The sequence below is a fragment of the Saccharopolyspora hattusasensis genome (assembly GCF_050972075.1).
GTDB lineage: Bacteria > Actinomycetota > Actinomycetes > Mycobacteriales > Pseudonocardiaceae > Saccharopolyspora > Saccharopolyspora hattusasensis.
Genome location: NZ_JBPCDC010000001.1, coordinates 1,485,570 through 1,510,340 on the forward strand (window position 1 = coordinate 1,485,570; position 24,771 = coordinate 1,510,340).

Below are 24,771 nucleotides of genomic sequence, written 5' to 3' on the forward strand. Positions count from 1 at the left end.
CTCCAGCACGCGGCGCGGCGCGTGCCCCGGAGCTCATCCCGCCCGCACCACGAGCACTGGACAGGGCGCCGAATGGACGAGGGCGCGACTGGTCGAGCCCAGGAGCATCCCGGTGAGGCCCCCGCGCCCACGGCTACCTACGACGATGAGCTGCGCGTCTGCGCCGTGCAAGGCCAGGAACCGCACCGGTCGGTCCCGCTCCACGACGCGCTGCACTTGCACGTCCGGGTACCGCTCCTGCCACCCCGCCAGCCGCTCGGCGAGCACCATGCCTTCTCTTGCCTCGATCGCATCCCAGTCACGTTCCGCGTCCAGGGCGAACCATTCGTCGATGGCGGTGTCGCTCCACACGTGGAGGGCCACCAGCGGAACGCGCCGCACGGACGCTTCCTCGAACGCGGCCTCCAGGGCGCGCTCGGTGACCGCCGATCCGTCCACTCCGACGACGACCGGCCGAGTTCGTGCCACGCCGGGATCGGTCCGGGCGGCCGGGACGACGACCACCGGGCACTGCGCCAGCATGGCGACGGTTTCCGCCGTGGACCCCAACGCCCGTTTCACCCCGGTGGCGTCACCCAGGCCGCGGGTGCCGACGACCACCCGCCGAGCCCCGGCCGACTCCTCGACGAGGACCGCGGCCGGCTTGCCGTGGCGTAGTTCCTGGGTGATCGCCACGTCGCCGGCGACCGTCGCGGCCAGCTCCGCCGCCTGCGACAGCCATCGGCGGCGCTGGTTCTCGATGACGTCGAGAACGTTCGGCGACGTCGGCATCCCATCACCGGCATCATCCGCCCCACCAGCAACGACGCATACCAGCCGCAACGCTGCCCGGTGGAGCGCGGCGTCCGCTGCGGCCCACCTGACCGCATCCGCCGCGACATCGGAGCCGTCGATGCCCACCACGTCGAACGCCTGCATCCGGCATCCTCCCGCCCGGCCGCTCACGGCGGAACCGTTGGAAGCGCTAGTTGTCGATCAGCAATTCCCGCAGGTCACGACGCGGAGTCGCGGGTGTCGGCGAGCCGTATCCGATCCGCACCACGGCCTGCGGGTGCAGCCCTCCGCCGAGCAGCTGCCGCAGGTCATCCCGGGTCTCCTCGACCTCCACGACCGCCGACAGCAGCGACGACGCCAGGCCCAGTGCCGTCGCGGTGAGCAGCATGCGCTGCATCGCCTGCCCCGCGCGCAGGTCGTCGAGCCTGCTGTCGTGGTTCGAGCACACCACGACCATCAGCGGATCGGACTCGAAGTCCTTGCCGGGAACCCGCGCACGCGCCTGACCACCGGAGAAGTCCCGCAGCACCCACTGGTCCTGGGGCTCCGGCAGCGGCCCCGCCGCGGCAGCCGGCACGCCTTCGGCCGCGCCTTTCGGCCGCCCCGTCCACTTCGCCAGCTCATCCCGGAAGCGCACGTTTGCCATCTGCATCCGGTGCGCACGGTGCATTAAGCCCTCCAGGCTCCCCAACTCCGGGCGTGTCATCGTGCGCAACGAGCCCTGCTCGCGACGCACCGCGGCGGCCAGCGCGTGCCGGTGCGCGGCCGGGACCGGGTTCTCCAGGAACGGACGCCGGTTGCTGCGTCGCTTGGGAATCGCTTGGTACAGCGCCAGTTCCTCCGGCGCTTGCGTCGCCGGTCCCCCGCTGCGCAGCTCGGCCAACGAGGTCGGCCCGGCAAGCCGCGGCAGCAGCGCGACGACCGGCCGCACGCCGAAGTGCTCCAATGCCAGGCGGAGGTTCAGCAACGCCGCACCGCAGGCCAACCGCAGTTCCCGGTCGGCCGGATCCGCAACGGGCAGCCGCCGCCGCGGGTCGCTGTGCAGCTCGATCACCTGTTCCGAAAGACGGAAGCGCCATGGCTGGCTGTTGTGCAACGACGGTGCCAGGCCGGCCTGCTGCACCACGTCCTCGGTCTGCTCCGCGGACAAGCCCAACGCGGTTGGGAATGAAGCCATCTCCCGCCCCCCGGGTACGTCGCCGGACCCCGAGCCGAGTTTGGCAGACCAGCGACTCCCCCGCCGCGCTCCATCCCTGGTTCGCGTGCCGCGGCTCAGCGATCCGGGTAGGCCTCGCGCCACTGCTCCCCGGCCGGGCCACGGCTCATCAGGTACTCGACGTCGCGTCGAGCATCGGCTTCGCTTTCGAAGCCGATGCAGGCATGCTGCTCACCGTGCATCAGGTAGGTCACCTGCCACTTGGGGCCATTGCGTTCGAGAACGATCTCGTACAGGGCAAGGGGATGCCAATCTGACACTCCGGCAAACCAACGCGCTACGGGTTCGAACAAGGCGCGCCTCATCTTCCGACCAGAAGCCACTAGAATTAGATGTCGGCCTACCAAGTCAGTATCCCCGCACCTCCGCGACGGCGGCGAGGACTTTCAGCCCTTATTCGTCTCCGAAATGCAGGGTCCATCGCGGGTAGTCGTGCACCGGGGTGACCGGCGCGGGAGTGAGATCGGCCAGGACGTGGGAAGCCGACAGGAGAGGCCGCCAGTCCAGTGCCACGGACCCGCTCCCCAGCGTGCACCCGCCGCAGCGGCGTCACCAGCTCCGCGATCGGCGCATCCTGCCGATCCCGCAGAGCTGGCGCTCGTCGTGCTGACCTCCTTCGCCGCGTGGATCTTCTTCGTGGGGAGGCTGCAGCGGTGGCACGGCTTCGCGCTGCTCGGTCGCTACGTCGAAATCGTGAACCGGTCGGGAGTGCGAGAACCGGTAAGAGCCGGTTTCGCAGTCGCCGGTGCGGGCCGGTGGCTTGGTCGCGGGCGTCGGCCTCTAACATTCCGCAGGTGGCCGCCTACGACGATCTCGACGCGTTCGAGCACCTGGACCCCTCGACCCTGCCGCTGCGTCAGCAGAGAATCCTGGCCACGATCCGGGATTGGGTGACCAGGTATGGGTATTCGCCGAGCACGCGCCAGATCGGCGATGCCGTCGGACTCAGGTCGTCCTCGTCGGTGTCGAAGCACCTGACGAGCCTGGAGGAGAAGGGTTTCCTGCGGCGCAGCACGACGATGTCCCGGCCGATCGACGTGCGGGCCTTCCTGCGGCCCACGGCGCGGCAGCCCGGCGATGACTCGGTGAGCGTGCCCGTGGTCGGCGATATCGCCGCCGGAATTCCCATCGCGGCCGAAGAACACGTCGACGACGTTCTGTCGTTGCCCCGCGAACTCACCGGTCGCGGCAACGTTTTCGGTTTGCGTGTGCGCGGTGACTCGATGATCGACGCCGCGATCTGCGACGGCGACATCGTCGTGGTCCGGCAGCAGCCGGAGGCGCATTCCGGACAGATCGTCGCCGCGATGATCGACGGCGAGGCGACCGTCAAGGTGTACCGCCGCCGCAACGGCCACGTCTACCTGGAGCCTCGCAACCCGGCTTACGAGGTCATTGACGGTGACACCGCCGTGGTGCTGGGCTCCGTCGTCTCGGTACTGCGCAGCGTCTGAAACAGGCTGGGCTATTGATTCGTAGTAGGGCAATTGTGTGATGTCAGGCGGCGTAGCGGACTTCGGGTTTGCCGAAGTAGGAGCGAACTCGGCCAGGCGACTTGTGGAGCCGGTTGGAGCGGACCGCTTGTTTCGACTCGTCGCGGGTTTTCGGTGCTGTGCCGGTGGACATGGTCCGCTTGAGGTCGGCACCCCGGATCTCGTCCGGGTTGAGCTCCGGGCTGTATCCGGGCAGGAAGTGCATCTCGATCGCCGCAGCGTGATCGGTCCAGACACTTGCGGACGGTCTTACGGCGGTGGACAGGATGACCGTCGACGATCACCTGGACCTGACGGTCCAAGTGATCACGCTGAACCGTTTCCCCGGTCTTGCCCACCACGGGTGTCCGGCCGGCCGGTGCCCAGGTTCGGCCCACTGCGGCATCCGAGCGGATCCCGGTCTGGTCCAGCCACAAGATCACCGCGCCCTCGCGGCAAACGCGAGCGACGATGGCCGGATAGTCCTGCACCCCGTCGATGGTTCTGCCGTCGACGATGCGGCTTCCGCCGAGGTGCGCCAGGCCGTCGGGGGTGATGCGGTAGCCGACGAACGCGTGCGGCAGGACGGTGGAGTGCTTTTCACCTGCTTGATGTGCCGGCTCAGACGGCGAGGACGCTGATCCTCGCGTCGAGGCCGGTGTTCCAACCGATGTTGCCACGCACGATGACAGTGCCGTCGTCCCGATGTTGCCGCGCACGATGACAGTGCCGTCGTCTTCGGGAACGACGTTGCCGACGCTCGGGCTTGCAGCGCCTTGGAAGAGCTGCTTGCTTCCCCCCGGCCGTGCCAGGGGTGTTCTCGGGACGGGTCGGGCCGAGCTGATTTGATGTCCCTTGTGGATATCCTGTTGCTTCATTCTGCGTTCGGCTTGCGACCTTCCGTGTACACCACCGCCGACCGGTTGCGCGCCGCCGGCCACGAGGTGCACGTTCCCGATCTGTTCGACGGGCGGACCGCCGAGACGGTCGAGGACGGCATGGGTGGGGTCAATTTCTCGCGAAATTGACGTTCACCCGGGTGACGGTCAATTTCTCGCGAAATTGCCACCACCTGCACGAACGCACTGCGGCGATCACGAAGCGCGACGATGGCCCGTCACCCGGGGTGGGCGCAATTTCTCGCGAAATTGCGCCCTCCTCGGGTGACCACAGGCGGGTGGTGAGGGTGTGTCGGCAGCGCATGCGGGTGCGGATCCAGTCCCATTTCGGCTCCGCCGCGTTCGGCTGGGGCGGTGGCCGAGTTGATCCGGGTGCGCCACGGCGTCGTGTTGAGTTTGCGCACCGTCGGCGACTATCTGCGCTGTTGGGGTTTGTCGCCGCAGAGACCGATCCGCAGGCCTACGAGCGGGACCCCGAGGCCGTGCGCCGATGGGGGGAGGACTATCCGACGGCGCCATGGTGACGACCGATCCGCTCGGCGACCAGTTCCCGCAGGGTCTTCTGGTGGTCCACGACGGCCAGAACACCCCGGAGAGCACCGGCCCGGACGGTGAGGTCCGGACCGACACCAATTTCAAGTTGATCCGCTGGGAGGCGTTCGCCCGTGCCACCGGCCTGCGCTGACGTCGCGATCAGCAGAAGTCCCCGTACACCGAACGGTGTGCGGGGACTTCTGCTCCATCCGGGAATGTGCCAAGCATGGTTCCGGCTTGTGCCCGAACCTCGTTAGGCCGCGTACCTTTGCAGGCACCCACCTCCCGGAGTCGCCGAGATCCGATCACCGGATGAGGCTTGCCCGGGAGCACGCGCGCCTTCCGCGAAGGCGACCAGCACGCATGGCAGGACAGGTAGGTACTCGATGACGCAGCCCGACGACGATGCACGGCCGACGGCATCGCACCTCGAAGGAACCCTGTCCTCGGGGCAGTACTGGCAGAGCTGGACCGTCGACCAACCCGGGAATCGCGGTGCCCAGGCTACCGGGGTGGTCGTGCTCGTCCACGGTGTGCACGAGCACAGCGGTCGCTACCGCCACGTCGCGGAGCGGCTCAACGCGGCCGGCTACGCGGTCTATGCCGTCGACCATCCCGGGCACGGCCGCTCGCCGGGAACGCGCGGCAACATCGGCAGCATGGCCGCTGCCGTCGCGGGGGTCGACCTCCTGGCGCGGCTGGCCGGTCAGCGCCACGAGGACGTGCCGCTGTTCGTCTACGGGCACAGCCTCGGCGGGCTGATCTCCCTGCAGTACCTCACCGGGACGCCTCTGGACCGAATCGTCGGTGCCGTGATCTCCGCCCCGGCGCTCAACACCGGCGCGGTGTCAGCCGTGGAGAAGGTCGTCTCACCGCTGCTGTCCAAACTGCTGCCCGACCTCGGTGTGCGCAGCCTCGACGCGAACACCATCAGCCGCAACCCCGAGGTGGTGCGGGACTACCGCACCGACCCGCTCAACCACGCCGGGAAGATGCGAGCGCGGACCGCCGTCGAGATCATGCTGGCCGTCGAGGCCATGCCGCAGCGCCTGGCGTCGCTGACCATGCCGCTGTTCGTCCTGCACGGCGGCGCGGACCGGCTGATGCCACCGGCCGCCAGCGAGCTGGTGCGCGCCCACGCCCGGTCGTCGGACCTCACCCTGCGGATCTACGAAGGGCTCTACCACGAGGCGCACAACGAGCCGGAGCAGGAACAGGTGCTCGACGAGATCGTGGACTGGCTCGACGCCCACCTGAAGGCCTGAGAGCCTGTCGGCGAATGCCGTCCGCGCCTTTGGAAGCGGCGCAGCCGCTTGCATTCACCTTGCCAAGACGACCATCGGCGGGTTCTGAGAGGTTTTCTGGCGAGGACGGCACCTCCGCCGCGTATTGGACATACATCAGGAGGGGCACCCGCAGTCCAGGAAACCTAAGGTTCCGCTAAGCGACCACCCACGCAGACCATTCACCAACAGGCTCTGAGCGGACACACGACGCCGCAGACGGCACCGGAAATGATCCCGGACACGAGCAGAGGCCGCGAACTCCGAGTTCGCGGCCTCCGCTCGATTCACCGTGCGCAGGCGGGGTCACCATTCACCGTGCGCAGGCGGGGTCACCATTCACCGTGCGCACCCATTTTCCGTGCGCACACGGTCATTTCTTGTCCTCGTCACCGGTCAAGGCGTCCTTGGCCTTCTCACCGGCCTGCTTGAGGCCCCCCTTCACCTCCTTGCCCTTGCCCTCCGCTTCCAGCTGCTCGTTATCGGTGGCCTCGCCGACCTTCTTCTCCACCTTGCCCTTCAGCTCTTCTGCCTTGTTCTTCACCTTGTCCTCGCCAGCCATCGCGGCACTCCTTCCGTTCACTGCGTTGGTGCTTCTCCCTGTCGGATACCCGACGAGCTACTCGGCTGGGGTTGCGTCTCGCCACCCACCGGCTTGCTGTCCGAACAGCGGTGTGGGGCCTGCGAAATCCACACTGGACGCTGCGCCACGCAGTTGACCCGGTTGATGCCCAGAGACGACGTTTTCCACGCCCCCTCCACGCAACCGGGAACGTACGCGCGCTCCCGCATCTTCTGCGCCCATCACAGACACCTCGACGATCACATCGACGGCAACGCCGCTACGCACGGTCTACCCGATGCGCCGAGGCGCTAATCCTGATCTTCACCGCGCTCATCTCGGACGCGCCGCCGCGCCTCCGCGCGGTTTGCCGCGGTGGGCCGTGCTCCGGGGAGGGAACGACCGGCAGGTTCACGCGTGAAGTACACCGCTACCAGCCCAACCGCTCCGGCTGCGACGAGCAGGACCGCGGGGATCGACTTCACCCCGGTCACCGCGACGAGCGCTTCGGCGATCAGCGGCGTGGTGCCACCGAACAGCGCGACCGAGATGTTGAACCCGACCGACACCGCGCCGTAGCGGATCTCGGTAGGGAACAGCGCCGGCAGCGTCGCGGGCATCGTGCTGCTGAAGCAGATCAACGTCAGACCGATGACCAGCAGGCCACCCAGCACCGCCCCCACGCTGCCCTGGGCAATCAGCAGGAACGCCGGGTACGACAGCACGATCAGCGCGACGCTGCCGAACCCCGCGATGGGCAGCCTGCCGATCCGGTCGGAGAACCGGCCCAGCACCACGATCAGGCCCATCACCAGCACCATCGTCACAAGAACGAGGATCAGCGAGCTGGTGTGCTGGAAGCCGAGCACGGCCGATAGGTACGTCGGCATGTAGGCGGTGAGCAGGTAGTTCGTCACGTTGAACACCAGCACCAGGCCGACGCACTTCAGCATCGGGCGCCAGTGGCGGCCAAAGATCGTGCGCAGGCTGCGCCAAGTCGCCGCCGCCTGCGGCTGCTCGTCTTCGGAGTTCTTGCGGTAAGCGGGGGTTTCCTCCAACCGGAACCGGAGGTAGAGCCCGATGATCCCGAGCGGACCGGCCACCAGGAACGGGATCCGCCAACCCCAGGTCGTCAGGTCCTGCGGGGCCATCGTCACGGTCAGCACTGTGACAAGCGCGGCACCGAGCGAGTATCCGGTCAGCGTGCCGAATTCCAGCCAGCTGGCCATGAATCCGCGCCGCCGGTCCGGCGAGTACTCCGAGACGAACGTGGCCGCGCCGCCGTACTCGCCGCCGGTGGAGAACCCCTGGATGAGCCGGGCCACCAGCAGCAGCACCGGCGCCCAGATGCCGATCGTGGCGTAGCTGGGGATCAGCCCGATCGCCAGCGTTCCCAACGCCATCGTGACCATGGTGGTGGCCAGCACCTTCCGGCGGCCGATGCGGTCGCCCAGAGGACCGAAGAAGAACCCGCCCAGCGGCCGGACCAGGAACGCCACCGCGAACGTGGCGAAGGTGGACAGCAATTGCGCTGTCGCGTTGGTGGGCGGGAAGAAGACCTGGCTGATGATGACAGCGATGTAGCTGTACACGCCGAAGTCGAACCATTCCATCGTGTTGCCGATGGCGGCCGCGGCGACAGCCCGCTTGGCCTGCCGTTCGTCCACAATGGTCGCTTCCGGCTCGTCACGACCGCTGCCGCGCCGATCGCGCTGTCCGTCGGCTGCCCCCATGACGGCCAACCCTCCGCCCGCTCGCGCTCACTGCTGCACCGGGAAGCGCAGGATCGCCCCCGCCCCATCGGTCAGCCCGGTCCCCGCGGGCACGAGTCCGACCTCGGAGGCGGTCTCGGCGCAAGTCTTGAGCAGGAACTCCTCGTGCCGCGCCGGAACGTCCTCCTCCAGCAGCAAGGTTTCCACCGCTCCCCGCTCGGCCGCCCGCACCACCGCGTCGTCGCCCTGGACCGCCCGGCCGTGCGTCCGGCCGGCCTCCATCCGGTCGGCTCGGTCCGCGGCTCTGCGCTTGGACTCCTCGCCGGCGATCCGTCCGCACACTTTCGATCAACGCCCGGGGACTACCCGAGCGAACGCTCGGGCAACACATCCCGCCTGCGGTCATTCAGAACCAGTGCTTCCGGCCACCGATAGCACGTCCGCTCGCACCTGCAACGGCGAACACGACGCCTACCACGGTCAACACGGCTCCCAGCGTCCACAGGACCGAAATGTTGAGGAAGACACCGAGGAGCAATAGGATTACCCCTAGCACAATCACAAAGAACACCCCCGCTCAACGGGAAGCTCCCGGCTCCACGGCATCGGGTCCGCCCGGTCCGGCAGCTGGCCCGATCCGGCCGGGAGTCGTCTCCTTCCAGCTACCCCGCTACGCTTTCCCCACACACATCGTGTTGCTATGTGCAGCGCTGGCCGCGGCAGGGCTCCAATAATCCATTGTGGACTCCGAAGTTCGATGCGCTCGAACCACCCGTCATTACAAGGCAAGATCACGGCTCTCGCCTCGAACTACGTGCTGTATCGAACTGCGTGCTGCCTCGCCCTGGATCAGCGGTCCGCGGGCGTGCGGGCGGTCCGCTGGGCGAGGGCTGTTGGGATTGCTGCGAGCAGCAGGGCCACGCCGATGAGCAGGCCGCTTCTCATGCCTCCTGGGCCGTCCGAGAGGATCCCCGAGAGCAGCGGACCTGCGCACTGGCCCAGGGCGAAGCTCCGGTAAGAACCGGCATCACCACTCACGACCGGATGGACACCCGTCGTGAGGGTTAGTTCCGGTCCAAACACCCGAGTGGTCGCAAGATCCAGCGCCCGCCACCGACGACGCCCGCCACGGCAGGCAGCCCAATTTCAATGGAAATCGGATGGGCGGGTCCGATTTCAATGGAAATTGCGGACCGTCGACCACCGGACCCTACGGCCAGGTCTCCAATCACCAGACCCAACGGCCAGGTCTCCGGTCACCGGGGCGGTCTGCCGTCGAAGTACACCTCCAGCTCGCCGATCGAGGTGAACGTGGCCGAACCACCGGGGACTCCGACGATCCGGACGCCGTCGCCGACGATCGGGTCGAACGTCAGCGCGTAGGTCTTGTTCGGTCCCGCCGTGTTGTCGTACGGGTACGTCGGGGTGGTCGTCAGGCCGGTGACGTTCACCCAGTCGGCTCCCTGACGCACCTGCACCGTCAGGTCGCGGGCGAACCAGCCGCCGTCGGAGAACATGCTGCCCGTCGTATAGACGACGCGATCGACCCAGTACTCGTCCTTCCAGGTGTAGCCCCAGAAATCGGCCTGCTTCCGGGAGCCGCCGAAGCTGTCCTCGCTCTCCTCCCGGATGCCGTTGTTGAAGTAGTCGCCGCGGCCGTAGTGGGCTGTCCTCTCGATGGGGAAAGGTCCCCTCTCCGGCCGGGCCAGGTTGGCCGTCGGGTTCGGCGGGTTGTTGGCGGGATCGCCCAGCTGGCGGGCGGACAGATGGAGCTGCCGCAATGAGAAGCGGTAGTTGGGCAGCCCGCACGCCACGTTCAGGAACCAGTTGGACTGCAACCACATCCGCGTTCCGTCGGGCGAGACGAACTTCGCCGGGATGGTCGCGGCGTAGCCGCCGTTCTTCGGGCCGGCGCACGCCGGCTCGCCCTCGCCGGCCTCCGGCGTCGGGATGTCGTGGCCGCCCGGCACGGGGATGATCCGGACGCGGCCGGGGTGGCCGAACCAGGGCTGGGCGCCGAAGTCCTTGGACATGAACAGCTGCCAAGGCCCCCAGGGTGTCGGCGCCTCGTAGAACTCGAAGGTGTACTCGCTCCACGAGGTGTAGAGGAACCGGCGCATCGGGGCGTTGTAGAGGACACCTCCCTGGGAGATCACGCTGAGGTCGCGCCGGCCTTCGCCGAGCAGGTCGGTGTAGAGCCGCCGTTCGTCGGTGAGCACCGGCGCCTTCGCCCCGATGTCGGCACTCCACTGCGGACGACCGTCCTGCCCGGTGCCGGTGTAGAACCGCCACGCGTCCCGCTGCTGGATCACGTTCCGGGGAACCCGGGCCAGGTAGAGGCTCGTGGGGGACGGCACCGTGTTGGTGTAGGAGTCGCGCCAGTTGTGGTCCAGGCCGTAGGCGTACACGTACCCGGCGGCCTCCGGGCCGAGCGTTAGAGCGTGTTCCTGGCTGCGTCCGAAGTCGAGGAACATGATCGTGGTGAAGATGTGGTCGGTGAACATCGGCCCGGACGGCTGCTGCCAGGTGCGCCCGTAGTCCTCCGACTTGACGATGCTCGCGTTCGGCGCGTCGTCGAACGCCGTCTCGGCGGGCGCGTAGCGCAGGTCCTGCACGGCCAGGTACAGCTCGTCGCGGCCGTCTCCGTTGCCGTCGACCGCGACGATCCCGGTGGGTTTCGCGTTGTAAAGCTTGGAATCGGCGTGCACCTTGGCGACGGCGTCACCGGCGGCCAGGCGCTCGCCGTGCAGGCCGGTCTCCGGCATCCCGGCGATCCGGTTCACCACGATCGCGGCCATCGGCTCGTTGCCGAAGCCCTGCCCGTCCCCGTTGGCCGTGTAGACGTAGTCGTCGTCCGCCCAGCAGGTCGGCCACAGGTCCCCGGTGCTGTTGCTGGTGACGCTGGCCGCGTACTCGGTGAACGCGGTCGCGAAGAAAGTGCTGGCCGGGTCGACGACGGTCGGTCCGGCGGTGGCGTCGACGGCGGCGTTGACGGCGCGCGGCGCGCCCCCGAGCAGCACCGCTGCCGCCCCCGCGAGTGAGAACTTCACGAACTGGCGCCGGTTCACACCATCCCGGGCTGTCATTGCGCCCGCGGGATGCGCTGCTCGACGGGTGCGAGGGAGAACGGGGCGTGCGGCTCCTCCTGGTACCAGTACGCCACCGACGAGTAGTCGTCGGAACGCTTGTTCGCGTGGCCGTGCTCGATGCTGACCCGGATCGACCGCCGGAACGGGATCGGGTCCTCGATGTGGAAGCGGTAGAGGCTGATCTGCCCCGACCAGTTGTCGCCGCCGGGAAGCGTGATGCCGTGGTGCGGTGCGTGGTAGGTCTGCGACGGGCACCATGCGGTGTTGAAGTAGTCCTCGGTCCCGGTGCCGTGCAGCGCGGGCGGCCAGCGCTCGCCGTCGATGAAGATCATGTCGTCGCCCTCGCCGTACCAGTTCCACTCGTTGGTTTCGCGCAGGTTGTGGATGTTGAGCACGCAGCCGACGTAGTGGCCGCGCCCGGCCGCTTCGAGGATCGTGTAGTTGTCCAGGCCGTCGAGGTTCGTGCCGGTGAGCAGGAACCGGTCGTTGGTCTCCGCGCCCTGGCCGACGCCCGGGCAGGGGTTGCTGCGCCGCCATTGCGCGTGGAACCGGCCGATGTCCGGGCCGAGCTCGTCGAAGAACTCGTAATCGACGTAGTAGTAGAAGAAAACCCGCTCGTGGAGGAGCTCACTGGTGACCTCCAACCGCGCATCCGAGCCGAACGGCATCGGGAAGAAGCAGTTGAACGCCTTGCCGTCCTGCGGGCTCATCTGCAGCGGCGCGGAAACGAAGTTGGTCGTTCGGCCGTGCCCGACCCCGAAGAAGTCGCCCACCGGGACGGCGACGCTTGGGCTCCCCTCGCCGTCCCAGTAGGCGCGCAGCACCAGCTTGCGCAGGTAGTCCGGCTCGCGCATCCAGGGATCGCGCAGCATGCGTTCGTTCGCGACGGTCACCCAGATGTGATTGATGCTCCCGGCCCCGCGGATTTCGGCGAGGGTGGCGGTCTGGCCCGGTTCGATCGTGAGGCGGTCGTCGTTGCCCCCGCTGCGGTCCCAGCTGGACGCGCGCCCCCGGCGACTGCTCCGCAGGCGCGGCAGGTCACGCAGGCTGGATCCGTGCGGGCCGTAGTCGACGGTCATCGTACAACTCCTGAACTCATCGGTCCGGTCCTTCCGAGAAGCGGAACCGCTTGCTCCGGCGGAAGGCCTTCTCCAGCGATTCCAGGCTTCGCTGCTTGGTTTCCGGCACCATCCACCAGACGACCGGGAAGATGATCACCCCCGCTGCCGCGTAGGCGATGAACACGATCCCCGCGCCCACCAGCGAGGTGAAGGTGGGGAAGGTGAGCGCGACGAAGAAGTCCGTCAGCCAGTTGAACAACGTGGCGACTGCCATCGCCGCACCGCGGATCGCCAGCGGGAAGATCTCCGCCAGCACCACCCACAGCACCGGCCCCCAGGTGGCGGAGAAGGTGTTCGTGTACACCACGAACGCGGCGACCGCGATCCCGAACAGCGCCGGCGACTCGGGAGACAGGAGCGACGCCGCCGCCCCGACCGCGAACAGGCTCGCCGACATGCCCACCAGGCCGACGAGCAAGACGGGCTTGCGACCCCAGCGATCCACGATCTTGAGCCGCACCACCACCGCGATCGTCGCGATGTTCACCAGCCCGTTCAGGAACGTGAACAGCAGTGCCGTGACGTCGGAAACCCCGAAGGTCGTCAGCACGGTGGGCGCGTAGTAGACGATCGTGTTGATTCCGGTGATCTGCTGGAACACGGCGAGCAGCGCGCCCAGCACGAGCAGGCGGCGCACCCACGGCGCGGACATGCGGGCGCCGAGCCTGGCGTCCCGCTGCTGGCGTTCGAGCTCGGTGATCTCGGCGAGTTCCCGGTCGGCGGCGTCCTGGTCGCCGCGCAGGCCGACGAGCAGCGTGCGTGCCCGCTCGGGGTGACCCCGGCGGACCAGCGACCGGGGCGTGTCCGGTGCGGCCAGCAACCCCAGGACCAGCACCGCTGCGGGGAACACGCCGATGAGGATCATCCAGCGCCACGAGGCGGAGAAGGCCAGCGCGTACCCGCAGGCGGCGGCCAGCGCCGTGCCCACGATGATCATGTACTGGTTCAGCGAGGTGATCCAGCCGCGGCCACCGGCGGGTGCCATCTCGGCCAGGTAGAGCGGCACCACCACCGACGCGATGCCGATCCCCAGCCCGATGATGAACCGGAACAGCACCAGCGTGGCGACTGTCGGTGCCACGCCTGCGCCGAGCGCCCCGATGGTGAACACCACCCCGGCCGCGAGCAGCAGGCGCTGCCGTCCCTGCCAGTCGGCGGCCGGCCCGCTGGCCAGCGCTCCCACCATCGCTCCGACGACCGTGGCACTGACCACGGCGCCCTTGAGCAGCGGCGTCAGCGGCAGCTCGTGCGGGATGAACAGGATGGCGGCCGAGATGATCCCGTTGTCGTAGCCGAACAGGATCGCGGCCAGCGACCCCAGGGCGTAGACACGCCGCGTGGCGAGCTCGGGCTTCGGCGACGGCGTTCCCATCGATCACCTCCGATGCGGAAACGGCTGCACCGCATTCCGGGTTCGGCTGCTCTCCATCGCGGCGACGGGCACCGGGCGGGCCGCAAACGGGTGAACGTCGATCGCGCCGCCCCCTCGGCGCGCCCATCACGTTCCTGGTACCCCGCAGCGCGGCCCGCAATACCTGCGCCGCGCTCGTGCGGTTGGCATCCACCTACGGCGCAAGGGAAACTCTGAGCGTGGGATTGCGCGCCACAACACCGGCGCTGCGTCTTCACCGGATCGCCCGATTCGATCGCCGTGACGATCTCCAGGTGGCGGTCGGCGCTCCGGTGCACGTCGTCGGCGCCGGGTCGCTTCGGCCGTGGTGAGCGCGAAGAGTGCCGTCGAAACCTGCCGAAGGCCTTCGTTGCGGGGTTGTACCCGGTTCGCGCTTCTTGGGCCAGTGCTCGCCCACAGTGGTGTGAATTGGGGATTTTCCGCTGGGATAGCAGTGAACTCGGTGACGCACGTGCTCGAACGACGCGTGCTACGTGAATCTAGATTCTACGAGGTGAGTTCATTGCGTAAAGTGAGCCACTGGACCCTGGCGGCATTGGGCGCGCTGTGCCTGAGCGGCTCGGTCGCGCTGCCACTCGCGGCGGCGGCCCCCGCCCCCCGGGAAACCCCGCTGCACAACGTGGCCGATGACGGGTGCCTGTACAGCTGGGACAGCTACGGGGTCGCACTGGCCGAGTGCAACCCGAGCAGCGCGAGCCAGAACTGGTCCCGCGAGTACCTCGGCAACGCGGAGCTGCTCCGGATCAACGGCACGAACAGCTGTCTGGGCCAGGTCGACGGCCCCAACGTGCGTCTTTCCGCGTGCGACTCCTACGACAGGACCCAGCAGTGGCGGGTCGAGCCCGCCGACTCGGGCAGCCTGATCTGGCACCCGGCCACCAACAGCTGCCTCGGCAACCTCGGCCAGGAGCAGGTGCGGCTGTTCAGCTGCGACCCCTCGAACCCGGCGCAGCAGTGGGAGATGAGGTAACGAGCCACGCGGGATCGGGTGTCCCAGCCGGCGATTTCGCGCGAAATCGCCGCTCACCCCTCTCCGGGTGAGGTACCCGATCCGAGTGGTTTCCGAGCGGGCGGGGGCAGCCGGTCCCCGCCCCCTCGGACGCCATCACCCGTGATCACCGGCTTGCGGCCGCGACGATCCGAGATCAACCGGCGGGCGGTATGGGACAACCGAAATCGCGACCACCCTGGATGTGCGGGGCACGGTACCGATGCTGCGTGTTCGCGCGACAGGAAGGACGATGCGATGGGCGCCGATGAGGCGGCGTGGGGACGTCCGGAACTCGCAACGAACGTCAACTTCCGCGAGCACCGCGAGCACCGCGAGCACCGCGAGCACCGCGAGCACCGCGAGCACCGCGAGCACCGCGAGCACCGCGAGCACCGCGAGCACCGCGAGCACCGCGAGCACCGCGAGCACCGCGAGCACCGCGAGCACCGCGAGCACCGCGAGCACCTCGAGCACCGCGAGCACCTCGTCCGGCAGGGAACGGGCGAGGTGTTCCGCTACATCTACCGGCACAACTTGTGGGGCAGCCCGGAGTCGGTGTCCGGGCAGGGATCGGAGGACGCCGCCACGGCACTTCTGCGCGCTGAGATCCCGGCCCTGTTGCGCCGACGGGGCGTGCGGTCCATCGCCGACGTGCCCTGCGAGGACTTCGGTTGGCTCAGCAGGAGCGAACTGGGCGTGGACAGCTACTTCGGCGGCGACATCGTCCCCGAACTCATCGAGCACAACCGGAAGTCCTATGCGCGGCCATCGCGGCGGTTCGGGGTCCTGAACCTGGCCCGTGACCCGTTGCCGACCGCGGATCTGGTGCTGTGCCGGGATTGCCTCGTGCACCTCGCCTTCGAGCAGATCTGGGCGCACGCACCGCCCCGTCACCCGGGGTGGGCGCAATTTCGTGAGAAATTGCGCCCACCCCGGGTGACGGAACCCAGGTCCGCGTCGTCGGGCGCGGTGTTCAGGACTGCGCGCCGGGACGTGGCGATCACGGTGGTGACCGCCGGCATTCGGATGCCGGCGGTCACCGGGCGCACCGCTTCGCCGGACTTCAGCGATGCTGCAGGACCAGGCCCGCGGCCGCGATCCCCAGCAGCACCACGATGGCGCCGCTGACCACGTTGCTGATCACGACCGGCATCGTCGCGACCGCACCGCTCATCACCCATTCCGCGATGATCGTCCACACCCCGAGGACGGGGACCAGCCACGCGACGCCGTGCAGCCGGCCGAAGGCCGAGGCGTAGCCGACCGCCAGCCCGGCGACGGTGAGACCGATGATCAGGTTGTTGACCGCGAGCGGGCTCATGCCCGCGAAGCCGACGATCCACGGCGACAGGGCGACGTACAGCCCGGCCAAAACCATCAAGCCGTACGCGGCCTGCGCGATGGGGGTCTCGGCGATGTGCTCGTAGCGGGACCGGAGTTCCGTCAGATCGGGGTGTCCCGCGATGGGAATCTGCTGGCTCGTCATGATGCACCTCCCCAATACATTTCGGCGCTAAACCCAGCTTGACATGCAGATTTGCAGCGTGCAAGTCTTGTTCTCATGAAGTCTTCGCCCTCCCGGGATGCCGTGCCCAGGAAGCGCCACGCGGACGCCATCGATGCGTTCGAAGCGGCGACGCGCATGTTGGTGGGGCTCGCGACCAGGAGCCTGGCGGGCGAAACCGTGACCCTCCCGCAGTTCCGGCTCCTCGCGGCGCTCGCGGACAGAGGACCGCTTCCGTCTTCGCGGGCCGCGGCCGCCCTGGGATTGAACGCCTCATCGGTGACGCGTCTCGGCGACCGCTTGGAGCTCGTCGGCCTGGTCTCCCGGACTCGCGAGCCGGGCAACCGCAGCGTGGTCACGCTCGGCCTCACCGCGGCGGGCGGCGAGCTGGTACACCGCGTGCTGACGTCCCGGCGCGAAACCCTCTCCCGCTTGCTGGGGCAGCTCGATCCACGAGATGTCGACGGGGCCGCCAAGGCCTTGTGGCGTCTGACGAAACTCGCGGCCGCAGACGAAGCACTGGGCGACCTGGTGCCCTATCCGCACGGCTGATCACCGCCGCCCACTTGTTGCGCGATGCTGATGGCGAATTCCAGCGCGATCCTCACCGACGTCTTCCCCGTCCAGCAACGCGGATTGGCGTTGGGCCTGAACCAGGTGGCGGGCATCGCGGGGTCGTTCATCGGCCTGATCCTCGGCGGGCTGTTGGCACCGGTTCAGTGGCACCTGGTCTTCCTGGTGTCGGTCCCGGTCGGATTGTTCGGCACCTGCTGGGCGTACTGGAAGCTGCGCGACACAGGCACCACCGAGCATTCGCGGCCGGACTGGTGGGGCAACCTGACCTTCGCGATCGGGCTGGTCGCCGTCCTGGTGGCAATCACCTACGGCATCCAGCCCTACGACGGCCACGTCATGGGCTGGACCAATCCGCGGGTGCTGGCCACGATGGCCGCCGGGCTGCTCGTGCTCGCGGTGTTCTGCGTGGTCGAAACCCGCGTGGCGGAACCGATGTTCCGCCTGTCCCTGTTCCGGATCACGGCGTTCACCGCCGGGAACATCGCCAACCTGCTCTCCGGCATCGGCCGCGGCGGGCTGATGTTCGTCCTCGTGGTCTGGTTGCAGGGCATCTGGTTGCCGCAGCACGGTTACGGTTTCGAGTCCACTCCCCTGTGGGCGGGCATCTACATGCTTCCGATGACCATCGGGTTCCTGGTGGCGGGCCCGGTGTCGGGGTGGTTGTCCGACCGGTGGGGCGCGCGGCCCTTCGCCACCGGCGGGATGCTGGTGGCTGCGGCGAGCTTCGTGCTGCTGGCGTTGCTCCCGGCGAACTTCCACTACCCGGCGTTCGCCTGCATCCTGCTGCTCAACGGGATCGGCATGGGCCTTTTCGCCGCGCCGAACCGGGCAGCCATCATGAACAGCCCGCCGCCGCGGCGGCGGGGCGTGGGCGCGGGCACGAGCACGACGTTCCAGAACTCGGCGATGGTGCTGTCCATCGGGGTGTTCTTCAGTCTGATGATCTCCGGTCTGGCCCAGACGCTGCCGCAAACGCTGTCCAGCGGGTTGATCGCGCAAGGCGTGCCCACCGCGGACGCAACGCGTGTGGCGGGCCTTCCGCCTGTTGCGGTCCTGTTCGCCGCGCTGCTCGGGTACAACCCGATCCAGTCCCTGCTCGGCCCGAGCCCGCTCCAGCAGCTGCCCGCCGACCACGCCGCGTACCTCACCGGCCGGAGCTTCTTCCCCGCGCTGATCTCCCCGCCGTTCTCCCAGGGGCTGGCCATCGCCTTCGGTTTCGCGGTGGCCTCCTGCCTGGTGGCCGCCATCGCATCCTGGCTGCGCGGTGGCAAGTACGTCCACGCCGAACCACCGGAACCCGTCCCGCCCCGGCCCGTCCCCCCAGCACGCCAGGAGAAAGCCGCGGTGCCGGGCCCCGCGCCGACCGGGCTCCAGCCGCCGGACCCGCCCCGAGCCGCGAGCGAATGATGTTGCCGGAGCGGGCAATCCGCCCGTGCGCCAGCGTGCACACCGGCTTCGGCGACTTACGCAAGCGCGGCAGCGGAGTTACCCTTCACCTGCGGTAGGACACACGCGGCGGGAGGTGTCGGGTGGTCCAGACGAGGCTGGCCATGCGGGTTGCGCCGGGCGCAACCGGTTTCGGCGGCCTCCCTGCGATACCCGGCCCGCTCGCTCCGCGGTTGCCGTTGGGGAGTTCTCGGCTGATCCGATCGCGAGCAGTCAGCCGGTGGTCGGCCGGAAACCGGTTCTGCGCTGAAGCTCTTCGGCGCGCTCAACGCCAGAAGCCGGATCGGGGAACGGCGCGGCGACCGGGAGCGGGATGATTCTCGTTCCCCACAAACCGTTTTCTGGGCGGTAGTCCCAATCGACCGCCACCCGGAACCAATCGCTTGGGAATCAAGCACGAACCCGTCGTCCACCGGCGGGCGCACCGCACGGTGGAGCATTCGGGATTAGGAGATGAGGCCGATGGCAACCGCGGAAGATCTGTCGGCGCTCGTGAGCGAGCTCGGATTGGACAAGCAGAACAAGGCGACGCTCGGCCGGTTGATAGCCCACGGCAACCTCGGTTACGCCGAGGAGGGTGCGGACGGCCGGATGCACGCCCATATCCGGATTCCGCCGGACGAGCTGGTCTGGGATCCCGAGATCCTCGTCCTGCCGCACGGGGGCGACCTGGAACTCGAGATCTTCAACGACGACCAGAACACGCACTGCGCGCTCTTTCCGAGCAACGGTGACAGCCAGTTCATCTGGCTGCCGATCCACTCCCGGGGAACCGCCGGGCTGAAGCTCGACGGCCCGGGCTACTACTGGTACAGCTCGCCCATCGGCAACGACGAGGGCCGCGGCCTGATCGGGGCGATCGTCGTGCTTGGCGACGCCCCGCAGCAGGCCCGCCTCGACCGCCCGGACCAGCCACGACCATAGGAAGGAGCGGGTGATGACGGAATACGTGGATGCAGGGCGGGCCGTCGGCCAGGCATCGCTGAGCGGCCTGGCTGGCATTGCGCCGCCGGTGGTCCAGAACGTCACGTACGAGCGCATTCTGCAGGCCCGCTCGGAACCGCAGAACTGGCTCACCTACTACGGCACATACGACGGGCAGCGGTACAGCCCGCTGGACCAGATCAACACTGAGAACGTCAAGCGCCTCGCTCCCGCATGGGTGTTCCAGTCCGGGTCGGCCGGTCTCCACGCGGGCCCATCGACCTACTCGTTCGAGGCCGCCCCGATCGTCGTGGACGGCATCATGTTCGTCTCCGGGTGGGACGGCTTCGTGTGGGCCATCGACGGCCGGACCGGGCAGGAGCTGTGGCGGTACAAGCACGCCATCCCCTACGACACGTCGCTGTGCTGCGGCAACGTGAACCGCGGGGTCGCGGTGGCGAAGGGGAAGGTCTTCGTCGTCACGCTCAACGCCCACGTGATCGCGCTCGACGCCACCAACGGCGAGCTCGTCTGGGACGTGACGTACGGCGACGTGCGGGCCGGCGAGAGTGCCACGGTCGCGCCGCTGGTCGTCAAGGACATGGTCGTCGTCGGGAGCTCCGGCGGGGAATTCGGCGTGCGCGGCCACATCGACGCCTTCGAGCTGGACACCGGGCGGCACGTCTGGCGGTGCTACACCGTGCCGAAGCCCGGCGAGCGCGGCTCCGAAACCTGGCCGGACGGTCCGGCCTGGACGCGGGGCGGCGGCAACTGCTGGGTCACGGGCACCTTCGACCCGGAGCTGAACCTCATGTACTGGGGAACCGGCAACCCGGCACCCGACTTCGACGGGGGCATCCGCGAGGGCGACAACCTGTACACCGACAGCGTCGTCGCCGTGGACCCGGACAACGGCGAGATCCGCTGGCACTACCAGTACAACCCGCACGACCTGTGGGACTACGACAGCACGATGGAGCACATCCTCTTCGAGCTGGACGGGCGCAAGCTGCTGGCGCACTTCGACAAGAACGGGTACTTCTTCGTCCTCGACCGTACGAACGGCGAACTGGTCCGGGTGTCGCCCTTCGTCGACCGCATCACGTGGGGCGAGATCGACCCGAACGGCAAGGTGACGCCCAAGATCTATCCCGAGAAGGAAGGGGAAGAGGTCCACTTCTGGCCGGGGCCCGCCGGCGGGAAGGAATGGACACACGCGGCGTACAGCCCGCGGACGCAGCTGTGCTATGTCCCGGTCCAGGACGTCGGCGCGTCGGTCACGCGTCGCCGCCGGGAGTTCAAGGAGAGCATCCCCTACTGGGGTGCGAGCGTCACCGTGGACTCCGACGACATGGCGGGGTCGGTGTCGGCCTTCGATCCGTCCAACGGCAACGAGGTGTGGCGCTGGCGCAACGACGTGCCGATGTGCGGTTCGGTGCTGGCCACCGGCGGGGACCTGGTGTTCGCAGGCGAACCTACCGGGGAGTTCAACGCGTTCGACGCGCGCACCGGCGAGCGGCTGTGGCAGTTCCAGACGGGCTGCGGCCACCACAGCAGCCCCACGACCTACAGCATCGACGGCAGGCAGTACCTGGCCGTGCCGGTCGGGTGGGGCGCATGGGTCGAAGGATTCCTCCCCGGGATGCTCGGGGCTCCCCACGGGGACGCCCTCTTCGCCTTCGCGCTTCCGCAGGAATAGTCCCGGATTCGGGTCGGGCATCCGCAGGAAGGAGGTGCAGTCATGGAATCCGTTGCAACTCGGACAACTCTTGAATGGGAGTCCCCCGAGTTCGCCGAAGTCGACTGGGAGCCACCGGAGTTCGAGGAGCTCCAGTGCACATCCGAAGTGACGATGTACATGTACGTCGCGCGATGGGAGGACTAGCGGCCGGAGTACCAGCGGCTGAGGCACGGGCGCCGGGGTCGAGTCCGGCGCCCGGGTCGTGAGTCCTTTGGGCTGTGATAGCAACCCAAAAGACTCACGACCCCGCTCGGCCCTGGTGCCGAATGCACGGGCGGAGGAGCGGAATGTGGGTGCGGGTGCTCGGATCGGCAGCGGGCGGGGGCTTTCCGCAGTGGAACTGCGCCTGCCCGAACTGCCGCGCCGTCCGCGACGGTTCCCGGCCCTGCCGGCCGCGCACCCAGTCGGCGATCGCGGTGAGCGGCGACTACCGGAAGTGGTTCCTGTTCAACGCATCTCCCGACGTCCGAACCCAGATCGAGGCTTTCGCCGCCCTGCAGCCGGGCGGCGGGCGGGCGACACCGCTGCGCGCGGTGCTGCTCACCGATGCCGAGATCGATCACACGCTCGGCATGTTGCTGTTGCGGGAGGCGAAAGCCATCGAGCTGCACGCCACGCCCGCGGTGCAGGAGACGTTGTGCGATGGGACAGCAGTGCTGCGAACGCTTGAAGCCTACTGCCAGGTCACCTGGCGACCGGTCGTTCCGGGCGCCGACGTGCGCCTGGATGGCGGGCTTTCCTACCGGGCCTTCGACGTCCCCACCAGCAAACCGCCCCGCTTCGGGGCAGGCCGCGAGCAGGGACGGGTCGTGGGCTACCGGCTGACCGACGAGTCCAGCGGCCGGGCGGTGGTGTACCTGCCGGGGGTGCAGGAGCTCACCGCCGAAGTGCTCGCGGAGCTGGATGACTGCGGCTGCCTGCTCGTCGACGGGACCTGCTGGCACGACGACGAGCTGATCCGGCTCGGCCTGGCCCGGAAGACGGCGCGCGACATGGGACACCTGCCGATCGGGGACCGTGGGGGCAGCCTCGAACAGCTGTCACCGCTGCCCATCGAGCGCAAGATCTACATCCACATCAACAACACCAACCCGATCCTGCTGGACGACGCACCCGAGCGGCGTGCCCTCGAGCAGCGCGGCATGGAAGTGGCCGCGGACGGATTGGAGGTGCGAGTGGCGTGACGACGCTTACCGACACCGGCAGCTTCACCGCGCAGCTGCGTGCCCAGTCGCGGCGCTACCACGACCAGCACCCGTTCCACGTCAAGATGAACGAGGGGCGGCTGAGCCGTCGGCAGATCCGGGGATGGGTGGCCAACCGCTTCTACTACCAGGCGAACATCCCCCGCAAGGATGCCGCCATCCTCGCCAACTGCCCGGATCGCGGAGTGCGCCGGCGGTGGGTCCTGCGAGTCCTCGACCACGACGGCACGGCTGGCGACGAAGGCGGCATCGGCGCCTGGCTGCGCCTGGCCGAGGCGGTGGGGCTGGCCCGGCAGGAGGTGCTCGACGAGCGCCATCTCGTCCCCGGGGTGCGGTTCGCCGTCGACGCGTACGTGAACTTCGCCCGCACGCGGCCGTGGGTCGAGGCGGTGGCGTCCTCGCTGACCGAGCTCTTCGCGCCGGACCTGATGGCCGACCGGCTCGCCGCGTTCGAACGCCGCTACCCCTGGATCGACCGCGACGGCCTCGGCTACTTCCGGTCTCGCCTGGCCCAAGCGCCCCGCGACGCCGAACACGCCCTGCAGGTGGTGACCGAGCACTGCCGCTCGGCCGACGAGCAGGCGCGCGCCGTGGCGGCGCTGTCATTCAAGTGCGAAGTGCTCTGGAGCATCCTCGATGCCATCGACCAAGCTTTTCCCGACTCCGGCGATGCGGGAGCGCTATGAGCACGGCACTGGAATCGGCGAGCCGCCCCAGGATGGCGTCGTACGTGCGCCTGGTCTTCGACCAGGTGCGCAAGCGGCACATGCTGTTGGCACCGGAGTCCGTGTCGGTCCTGAACCCGACCGGCGCGGCCGTACTGGGCCTGTGCGACGGGCAGCGGACGGTCGCCGAGATCGTGGCCGAGCTGCGTGGCCAGTCCGACCACCTGGCATGCGACGAGGTGCTGGGCTTCCTCAGCCGCCTCGCCGCCAAGCGGTACGTGGAGGTCGACGATGACTAGCCCCTTCGGTTTGCTGGCCGAGCTCACGTATGCATGCCCGCTGCACTGCCCGTACTGCTCCAACCCGCTCAACCTGGCCGACTACGGGGAAGAACTGACCACGGCGCAGTGGCAGCAAGTGCTGACCGAGGCCCGCGAGCTGGGTGTCGTGCAGCTCCACATGTCGGGCGGCGAGCCGCTGCAGCGCCGGGACGTGGTGGAGATCGCACGCAGCGCCAACGAGTTGGGCCTGTACACGAACCTCATCACGAGCGCGATCGGCCTCTCACCGCGCCGCGCGGAACAGCTGCGGGCGGCCGGTCTCGACCACGTGCAGATCAGCATCCAGGCCCACGAGGCGACCGTGTCCGACAGCATCGCGGGCACGCCCTCCTTCGAGCGCAAGGTCGCGGCGGCACGGCTGGTGAAGGAGCTGGGCTGGCCGCTGACGTTGAACATCGTCCTGCACCGGATGAATATCGACCGCATCTCCGACATCATCGCCCTGGCCGAGCGACTGCACGCCGACCGCATCGAGTTGGCGAACACCCAGTACTACGGCTGGGCCTTGCACAACCGCTCCGCGCTCCTGCCCAGCAGGAAACAGATCGATCGGGCGGCGGCCGTCGTGCGCGCCGCGAACAAGCGCCTGGAGGGGAAGACGACGATCATCTACATCCTGCCCGACTACTACTCCCAGTACCCCAAGCCCTGCATGGACGGTTGGGGACGGCGACAACTCACCGTGACGCCCAACGGCGACGTCCTCCCCTGCCCCGCCGCGCACACCCTGCCGCTGCCGCGCGCGAGCGTGCGCGAGAAGTCGCTTGCCTGGATCTGGGCGGAATCGCCGGTGTTCCAGCGCTTCCGCGGCACCGACTGGATGCCCGAGCCGTGCCGGAGCTGCCCGCGCCGCGAGATCGACTTCGGCGGCTGCCGCTGCCAAGCGTTCCTGCTCACCGGGGACGCGGCCCGCACTGACCCGGTCTGCATCCTCTCGCCGGACCACAAGATCGTGGCCGACGCGGTGCGCGCCGCCAACGAGGAGACGAGGCCCCTCGCGGAGGCCCTGACACCACGCCCGCACCCGCGAGACACCCGGTAGAGAGGTGAACAGGCCGTTCGCCCCACACCGGTTGGCCAGGCAGAACCAGACAACCAGGTACTCGCCGGAGGCTGACGGCCCGTGAGTGTTTTTGGGTGCCATAGCACCCAAAAACACTCACGGGCCCTGACGCGGCGAGAGCATCGAACTGACGGCCATCATCGACTTCCTGGTTATCGCGGGCCCCGCCGAGGAGTGCGCGAAGTACGCGCACGCCTCCGCCACCGTGGTCGTCGCGAACCTCGACGATCTCGAAGCGACCC

Annotated in this window: 26 protein-coding genes and 1 pseudogene; 16 read left to right on the plus strand and 11 right to left on the minus strand. The window is 68.5% G+C overall.

The features are described from left to right. Positions 1-33 precede the first annotated feature (33 nt). The 3 genes from ACRXBZ_RS06000 to ACRXBZ_RS06010 all read right to left on the minus strand — a co-directional run bounded on the left by ACRXBZ_RS06000 (position 34) and on the right by ACRXBZ_RS06010 (position 2,283). Positions 34-918 (minus strand): universal stress protein, encoded by an 885-nt coding sequence (locus tag ACRXBZ_RS06000; protein WP_433878174.1) that lies wholly within the window; start codon positions 916-918, stop codon positions 34-36. Between the two features lie 46 nt (positions 919-964). Further along, complete coding sequence (locus ACRXBZ_RS06005; RefSeq protein ID WP_433878175.1) at positions 965-1,951, minus strand: Acg family FMN-binding oxidoreductase; 987 nt, start codon at positions 1,949-1,951, stop codon at positions 965-967. Positions 1,952-2,046: 95 nt separating this feature from the next. Further along, positions 2,047-2,283, minus strand: a complete 237-nt coding sequence (locus tag ACRXBZ_RS06010) for a hypothetical protein (RefSeq protein WP_433878176.1) — start codon at positions 2,281-2,283, stop codon at positions 2,047-2,049. Positions 2,284-2,784: 501 nt separating this feature from the next. On the opposite strand from ACRXBZ_RS06010, the gene lexA reads away from it, so the two are divergent. Then, positions 2,785-3,444 carry a transcriptional repressor LexA gene (lexA, locus tag ACRXBZ_RS06015; RefSeq protein WP_433878177.1) on the plus strand — a complete coding sequence of 220 codons (660 nt, stop codon included), beginning with the start codon at positions 2,785-2,787 and terminating at the stop codon, positions 3,442-3,444. 43 nt (positions 3,445-3,487) lie between these two features. Here lexA and ACRXBZ_RS06020 read toward each other — a convergent pair whose 3' ends face one another. Next, positions 3,488-3,751 carry a transposase gene (locus ACRXBZ_RS06020; RefSeq protein ID WP_433883808.1) on the minus strand — a complete coding sequence of 88 codons (264 nt, stop codon included), beginning with the start codon at positions 3,749-3,751 and terminating at the stop codon, positions 3,488-3,490. 613 nt (positions 3,752-4,364) lie between these two features. On the opposite strand from ACRXBZ_RS06020, the gene ACRXBZ_RS06025 reads away from it, so the two are divergent. From ACRXBZ_RS06025 to ACRXBZ_RS06040, 4 genes and pseudogenes are all read left to right on the plus strand, one after another. Beyond that, positions 4,365-4,490 (plus strand): hypothetical protein, encoded by a 126-nt coding sequence (locus ACRXBZ_RS06025; protein WP_433878178.1) that lies wholly within the window; start codon positions 4,365-4,367, stop codon positions 4,488-4,490. A 225-nt stretch (positions 4,491-4,715) separates the two neighbouring features. Beyond that, a pseudogene (locus ACRXBZ_RS06030) lies at positions 4,716-4,814 on the plus strand (winged helix-turn-helix domain-containing protein); the annotation flags it as partial. 67 nt (positions 4,815-4,881) lie between these two features. Further along, positions 4,882-5,046, plus strand: coding sequence for a hypothetical protein (locus tag ACRXBZ_RS06035; RefSeq protein WP_433884135.1), 165 nt, complete (start codon positions 4,882-4,884; stop codon positions 5,044-5,046). 235 nt (positions 5,047-5,281) lie between these two features. Beyond that, positions 5,282-6,160, plus strand: a complete 879-nt coding sequence (locus ACRXBZ_RS06040; protein WP_433878179.1) for an alpha/beta hydrolase — start codon at positions 5,282-5,284, stop codon at positions 6,158-6,160. Between the two features lie 391 nt (positions 6,161-6,551). On the opposite strand, the gene ACRXBZ_RS06045 is transcribed toward ACRXBZ_RS06040, so the two are convergent. The 6 genes from ACRXBZ_RS06045 to ACRXBZ_RS06070 form a co-directional block, all read right to left on the minus strand. Then, positions 6,552-6,740, minus strand: a complete 189-nt coding sequence (locus ACRXBZ_RS06045; RefSeq protein WP_433878180.1) for a CsbD family protein — start codon at positions 6,738-6,740, stop codon at positions 6,552-6,554. Positions 6,741-7,051: 311 nt separating this feature from the next. After that, positions 7,052-8,473, minus strand: a complete 1,422-nt coding sequence (locus tag ACRXBZ_RS06050) for an MFS transporter (RefSeq protein ID WP_433878181.1) — start codon at positions 8,471-8,473, stop codon at positions 7,052-7,054. A gap of 27 nt (positions 8,474-8,500) precedes the next feature. Then, on the minus strand, positions 8,501-8,794 hold the full coding sequence (locus ACRXBZ_RS06055; protein WP_433878182.1) for a hypothetical protein: 294 nt from the start codon (positions 8,792-8,794) through the stop codon (positions 8,501-8,503). A 914-nt stretch (positions 8,795-9,708) separates the two neighbouring features. Next, a complete protein-coding gene (locus tag ACRXBZ_RS06060; RefSeq protein WP_433878183.1) occupies positions 9,709-11,502 on the minus strand; it encodes a glycoside hydrolase family 183 protein in 1,794 nt (597 codons plus the stop codon). A gap of 32 nt (positions 11,503-11,534) precedes the next feature. Next, positions 11,535-12,620 carry a glycoside hydrolase family 172 protein gene (locus tag ACRXBZ_RS06065; RefSeq protein ID WP_433878184.1) on the minus strand — a complete coding sequence of 362 codons (1,086 nt, stop codon included), beginning with the start codon at positions 12,618-12,620 and terminating at the stop codon, positions 11,535-11,537. Between the two features lie 16 nt (positions 12,621-12,636). Continuing rightward, positions 12,637-14,034, minus strand: a complete 1,398-nt coding sequence (locus ACRXBZ_RS06070) for a sugar porter family MFS transporter (protein ID WP_168584226.1) — start codon at positions 14,032-14,034, stop codon at positions 12,637-12,639. A gap of 550 nt (positions 14,035-14,584) precedes the next feature. On the opposite strand from ACRXBZ_RS06070, the gene ACRXBZ_RS06075 reads away from it, so the two are divergent. Further along, entirely contained in the window at positions 14,585-15,043 is a 459-nt protein-coding gene (locus ACRXBZ_RS06075; RefSeq protein ID WP_433883809.1) for an RICIN domain-containing protein, read from the plus strand. Between the two features lie 276 nt (positions 15,044-15,319). Continuing rightward, the gene (locus ACRXBZ_RS06080) at positions 15,320-16,192 is read left to right on the plus strand and encodes a hypothetical protein (protein ID WP_433878185.1); all 873 of its coding nucleotides are present in this window, start codon (positions 15,320-15,322) and stop codon (positions 16,190-16,192) included. Here the strand turns inward: ACRXBZ_RS06080 and ACRXBZ_RS06085 are convergent. Continuing rightward, positions 16,128-16,550 (minus strand): SPW repeat protein, encoded by a 423-nt coding sequence (locus ACRXBZ_RS06085; RefSeq protein WP_433878186.1) that lies wholly within the window; start codon positions 16,548-16,550, stop codon positions 16,128-16,130. The genes ACRXBZ_RS06080 and ACRXBZ_RS06085 overlap by 65 nt on opposite strands. A 102-nt stretch (positions 16,551-16,652) precedes the next feature. On the opposite strand from ACRXBZ_RS06085, the gene ACRXBZ_RS06090 reads away from it, so the two are divergent. From ACRXBZ_RS06090 to pqqE, 9 genes are all read left to right on the plus strand, one after another. Further along, a complete protein-coding gene (locus ACRXBZ_RS06090) occupies positions 16,653-17,120 on the plus strand; it encodes a MarR family winged helix-turn-helix transcriptional regulator (RefSeq protein ID WP_433878187.1) in 468 nt (155 codons plus the stop codon). A gap of 30 nt (positions 17,121-17,150) precedes the next feature. Continuing rightward, positions 17,151-18,551 carry an MFS transporter gene (locus tag ACRXBZ_RS06095; protein ID WP_433878188.1) on the plus strand — a complete coding sequence of 467 codons (1,401 nt, stop codon included), beginning with the start codon at positions 17,151-17,153 and terminating at the stop codon, positions 18,549-18,551. Positions 18,552-19,052: 501 nt separating this feature from the next. After that, the gene (locus ACRXBZ_RS06100; RefSeq protein WP_433878189.1) at positions 19,053-19,514 is read left to right on the plus strand and encodes an MSMEG_3727 family PQQ-associated protein; all 462 of its coding nucleotides are present in this window, start codon (positions 19,053-19,055) and stop codon (positions 19,512-19,514) included. A gap of 13 nt (positions 19,515-19,527) precedes the next feature. Then, on the plus strand, positions 19,528-21,213 hold the full coding sequence (locus ACRXBZ_RS06105) for a PQQ-dependent dehydrogenase, methanol/ethanol family (protein ID WP_433878190.1): 1,686 nt from the start codon (positions 19,528-19,530) through the stop codon (positions 21,211-21,213). 42 nt (positions 21,214-21,255) lie between these two features. Then, entirely contained in the window at positions 21,256-21,399 is a 144-nt protein-coding gene (gene pqqA, locus ACRXBZ_RS06110; RefSeq protein WP_433878191.1) for a pyrroloquinoline quinone precursor peptide PqqA, read from the plus strand. 143 nt (positions 21,400-21,542) lie between these two features. Further along, the gene (gene pqqB, locus ACRXBZ_RS06115) at positions 21,543-22,439 is read left to right on the plus strand and encodes a pyrroloquinoline quinone biosynthesis protein PqqB (RefSeq protein ID WP_433878192.1); all 897 of its coding nucleotides are present in this window, start codon (positions 21,543-21,545) and stop codon (positions 22,437-22,439) included. Further along, on the plus strand, positions 22,436-23,146 hold the full coding sequence (gene pqqC, locus ACRXBZ_RS06120) for a pyrroloquinoline-quinone synthase PqqC (protein WP_433878193.1): 711 nt from the start codon (positions 22,436-22,438) through the stop codon (positions 23,144-23,146). The genes pqqB and pqqC overlap by 4 nt, the downstream gene beginning before the upstream one ends. Next, positions 23,143-23,424, plus strand: coding sequence for a pyrroloquinoline quinone biosynthesis peptide chaperone PqqD (gene pqqD / locus ACRXBZ_RS06125; RefSeq protein WP_433878194.1), 282 nt, complete (start codon positions 23,143-23,145; stop codon positions 23,422-23,424). Before pqqC ends, pqqD begins: the two co-directional genes overlap by 4 nt. Then, positions 23,417-24,508, plus strand: coding sequence for a pyrroloquinoline quinone biosynthesis protein PqqE (gene pqqE / locus ACRXBZ_RS06130; protein WP_433878195.1), 1,092 nt, complete (start codon positions 23,417-23,419; stop codon positions 24,506-24,508). Before pqqD ends, pqqE begins: the two co-directional genes overlap by 8 nt. Positions 24,509-24,771: the final 263 nt, after the last annotated feature.

Bases quoted from the DNA above. Each gene is read 5' to 3' on its own strand.
- ACRXBZ_RS06065 (WP_433878184.1), bottom strand. From the start codon at position 12,620: ATGACCGTCGACTACGGCCCGCACGGATCCAGCCTGCGTGACCTGCCG.
- ACRXBZ_RS06100 (WP_433878189.1), top strand. From the start codon at position 19,053: ATGGCAACCGCGGAAGATCTGTCGGCGCTCGTGAGCGAGCTCGGATTG.
- pqqB (WP_433878192.1), top strand. From the start codon at position 21,543: ATGTGGGTGCGGGTGCTCGGATCGGCAGCGGGCGGGGGCTTTCCGCAG.
- pqqE (WP_433878195.1), top strand. From the start codon at position 23,417: ATGACTAGCCCCTTCGGTTTGCTGGCCGAGCTCACGTATGCATGCCCG.
- pqqD (WP_433878194.1), top strand. From the start codon at position 23,143: ATGAGCACGGCACTGGAATCGGCGAGCCGCCCCAGGATGGCGTCGTAC.
- ACRXBZ_RS06040 (WP_433878179.1), top strand. From the start codon at position 5,282: ATGACGCAGCCCGACGACGATGCACGGCCGACGGCATCGCACCTCGAA.
- ACRXBZ_RS06095 (WP_433878188.1), top strand. From the start codon at position 17,151: ATGGCGAATTCCAGCGCGATCCTCACCGACGTCTTCCCCGTCCAGCAA.
- ACRXBZ_RS06080 (WP_433878185.1), top strand. From the start codon at position 15,320: ATGGGCGCCGATGAGGCGGCGTGGGGACGTCCGGAACTCGCAACGAAC.
- ACRXBZ_RS06045 (WP_433878180.1), bottom strand. From the start codon at position 6,740: ATGGCTGGCGAGGACAAGGTGAAGAACAAGGCAGAAGAGCTGAAGGGC.
- ACRXBZ_RS06085 (WP_433878186.1), bottom strand. From the start codon at position 16,550: ATGACGAGCCAGCAGATTCCCATCGCGGGACACCCCGATCTGACGGAA.
- ACRXBZ_RS06070 (WP_168584226.1), bottom strand. From the start codon at position 14,034: ATGGGAACGCCGTCGCCGAAGCCCGAGCTCGCCACGCGGCGTGTCTAC.
- pqqA (WP_433878191.1), top strand. From the start codon at position 21,256: ATGGAATCCGTTGCAACTCGGACAACTCTTGAATGGGAGTCCCCCGAG.
- ACRXBZ_RS06050 (WP_433878181.1), bottom strand. From the start codon at position 8,473: ATGGGGGCAGCCGACGGACAGCGCGATCGGCGCGGCAGCGGTCGTGAC.
- ACRXBZ_RS06005 (WP_433878175.1), bottom strand. From the start codon at position 1,951: ATGGCTTCATTCCCAACCGCGTTGGGCTTGTCCGCGGAGCAGACCGAG.
- ACRXBZ_RS06000 (WP_433878174.1), bottom strand. From the start codon at position 918: ATGCAGGCGTTCGACGTGGTGGGCATCGACGGCTCCGATGTCGCGGCG.
- ACRXBZ_RS06105 (WP_433878190.1), top strand. From the start codon at position 19,528: ATGACGGAATACGTGGATGCAGGGCGGGCCGTCGGCCAGGCATCGCTG.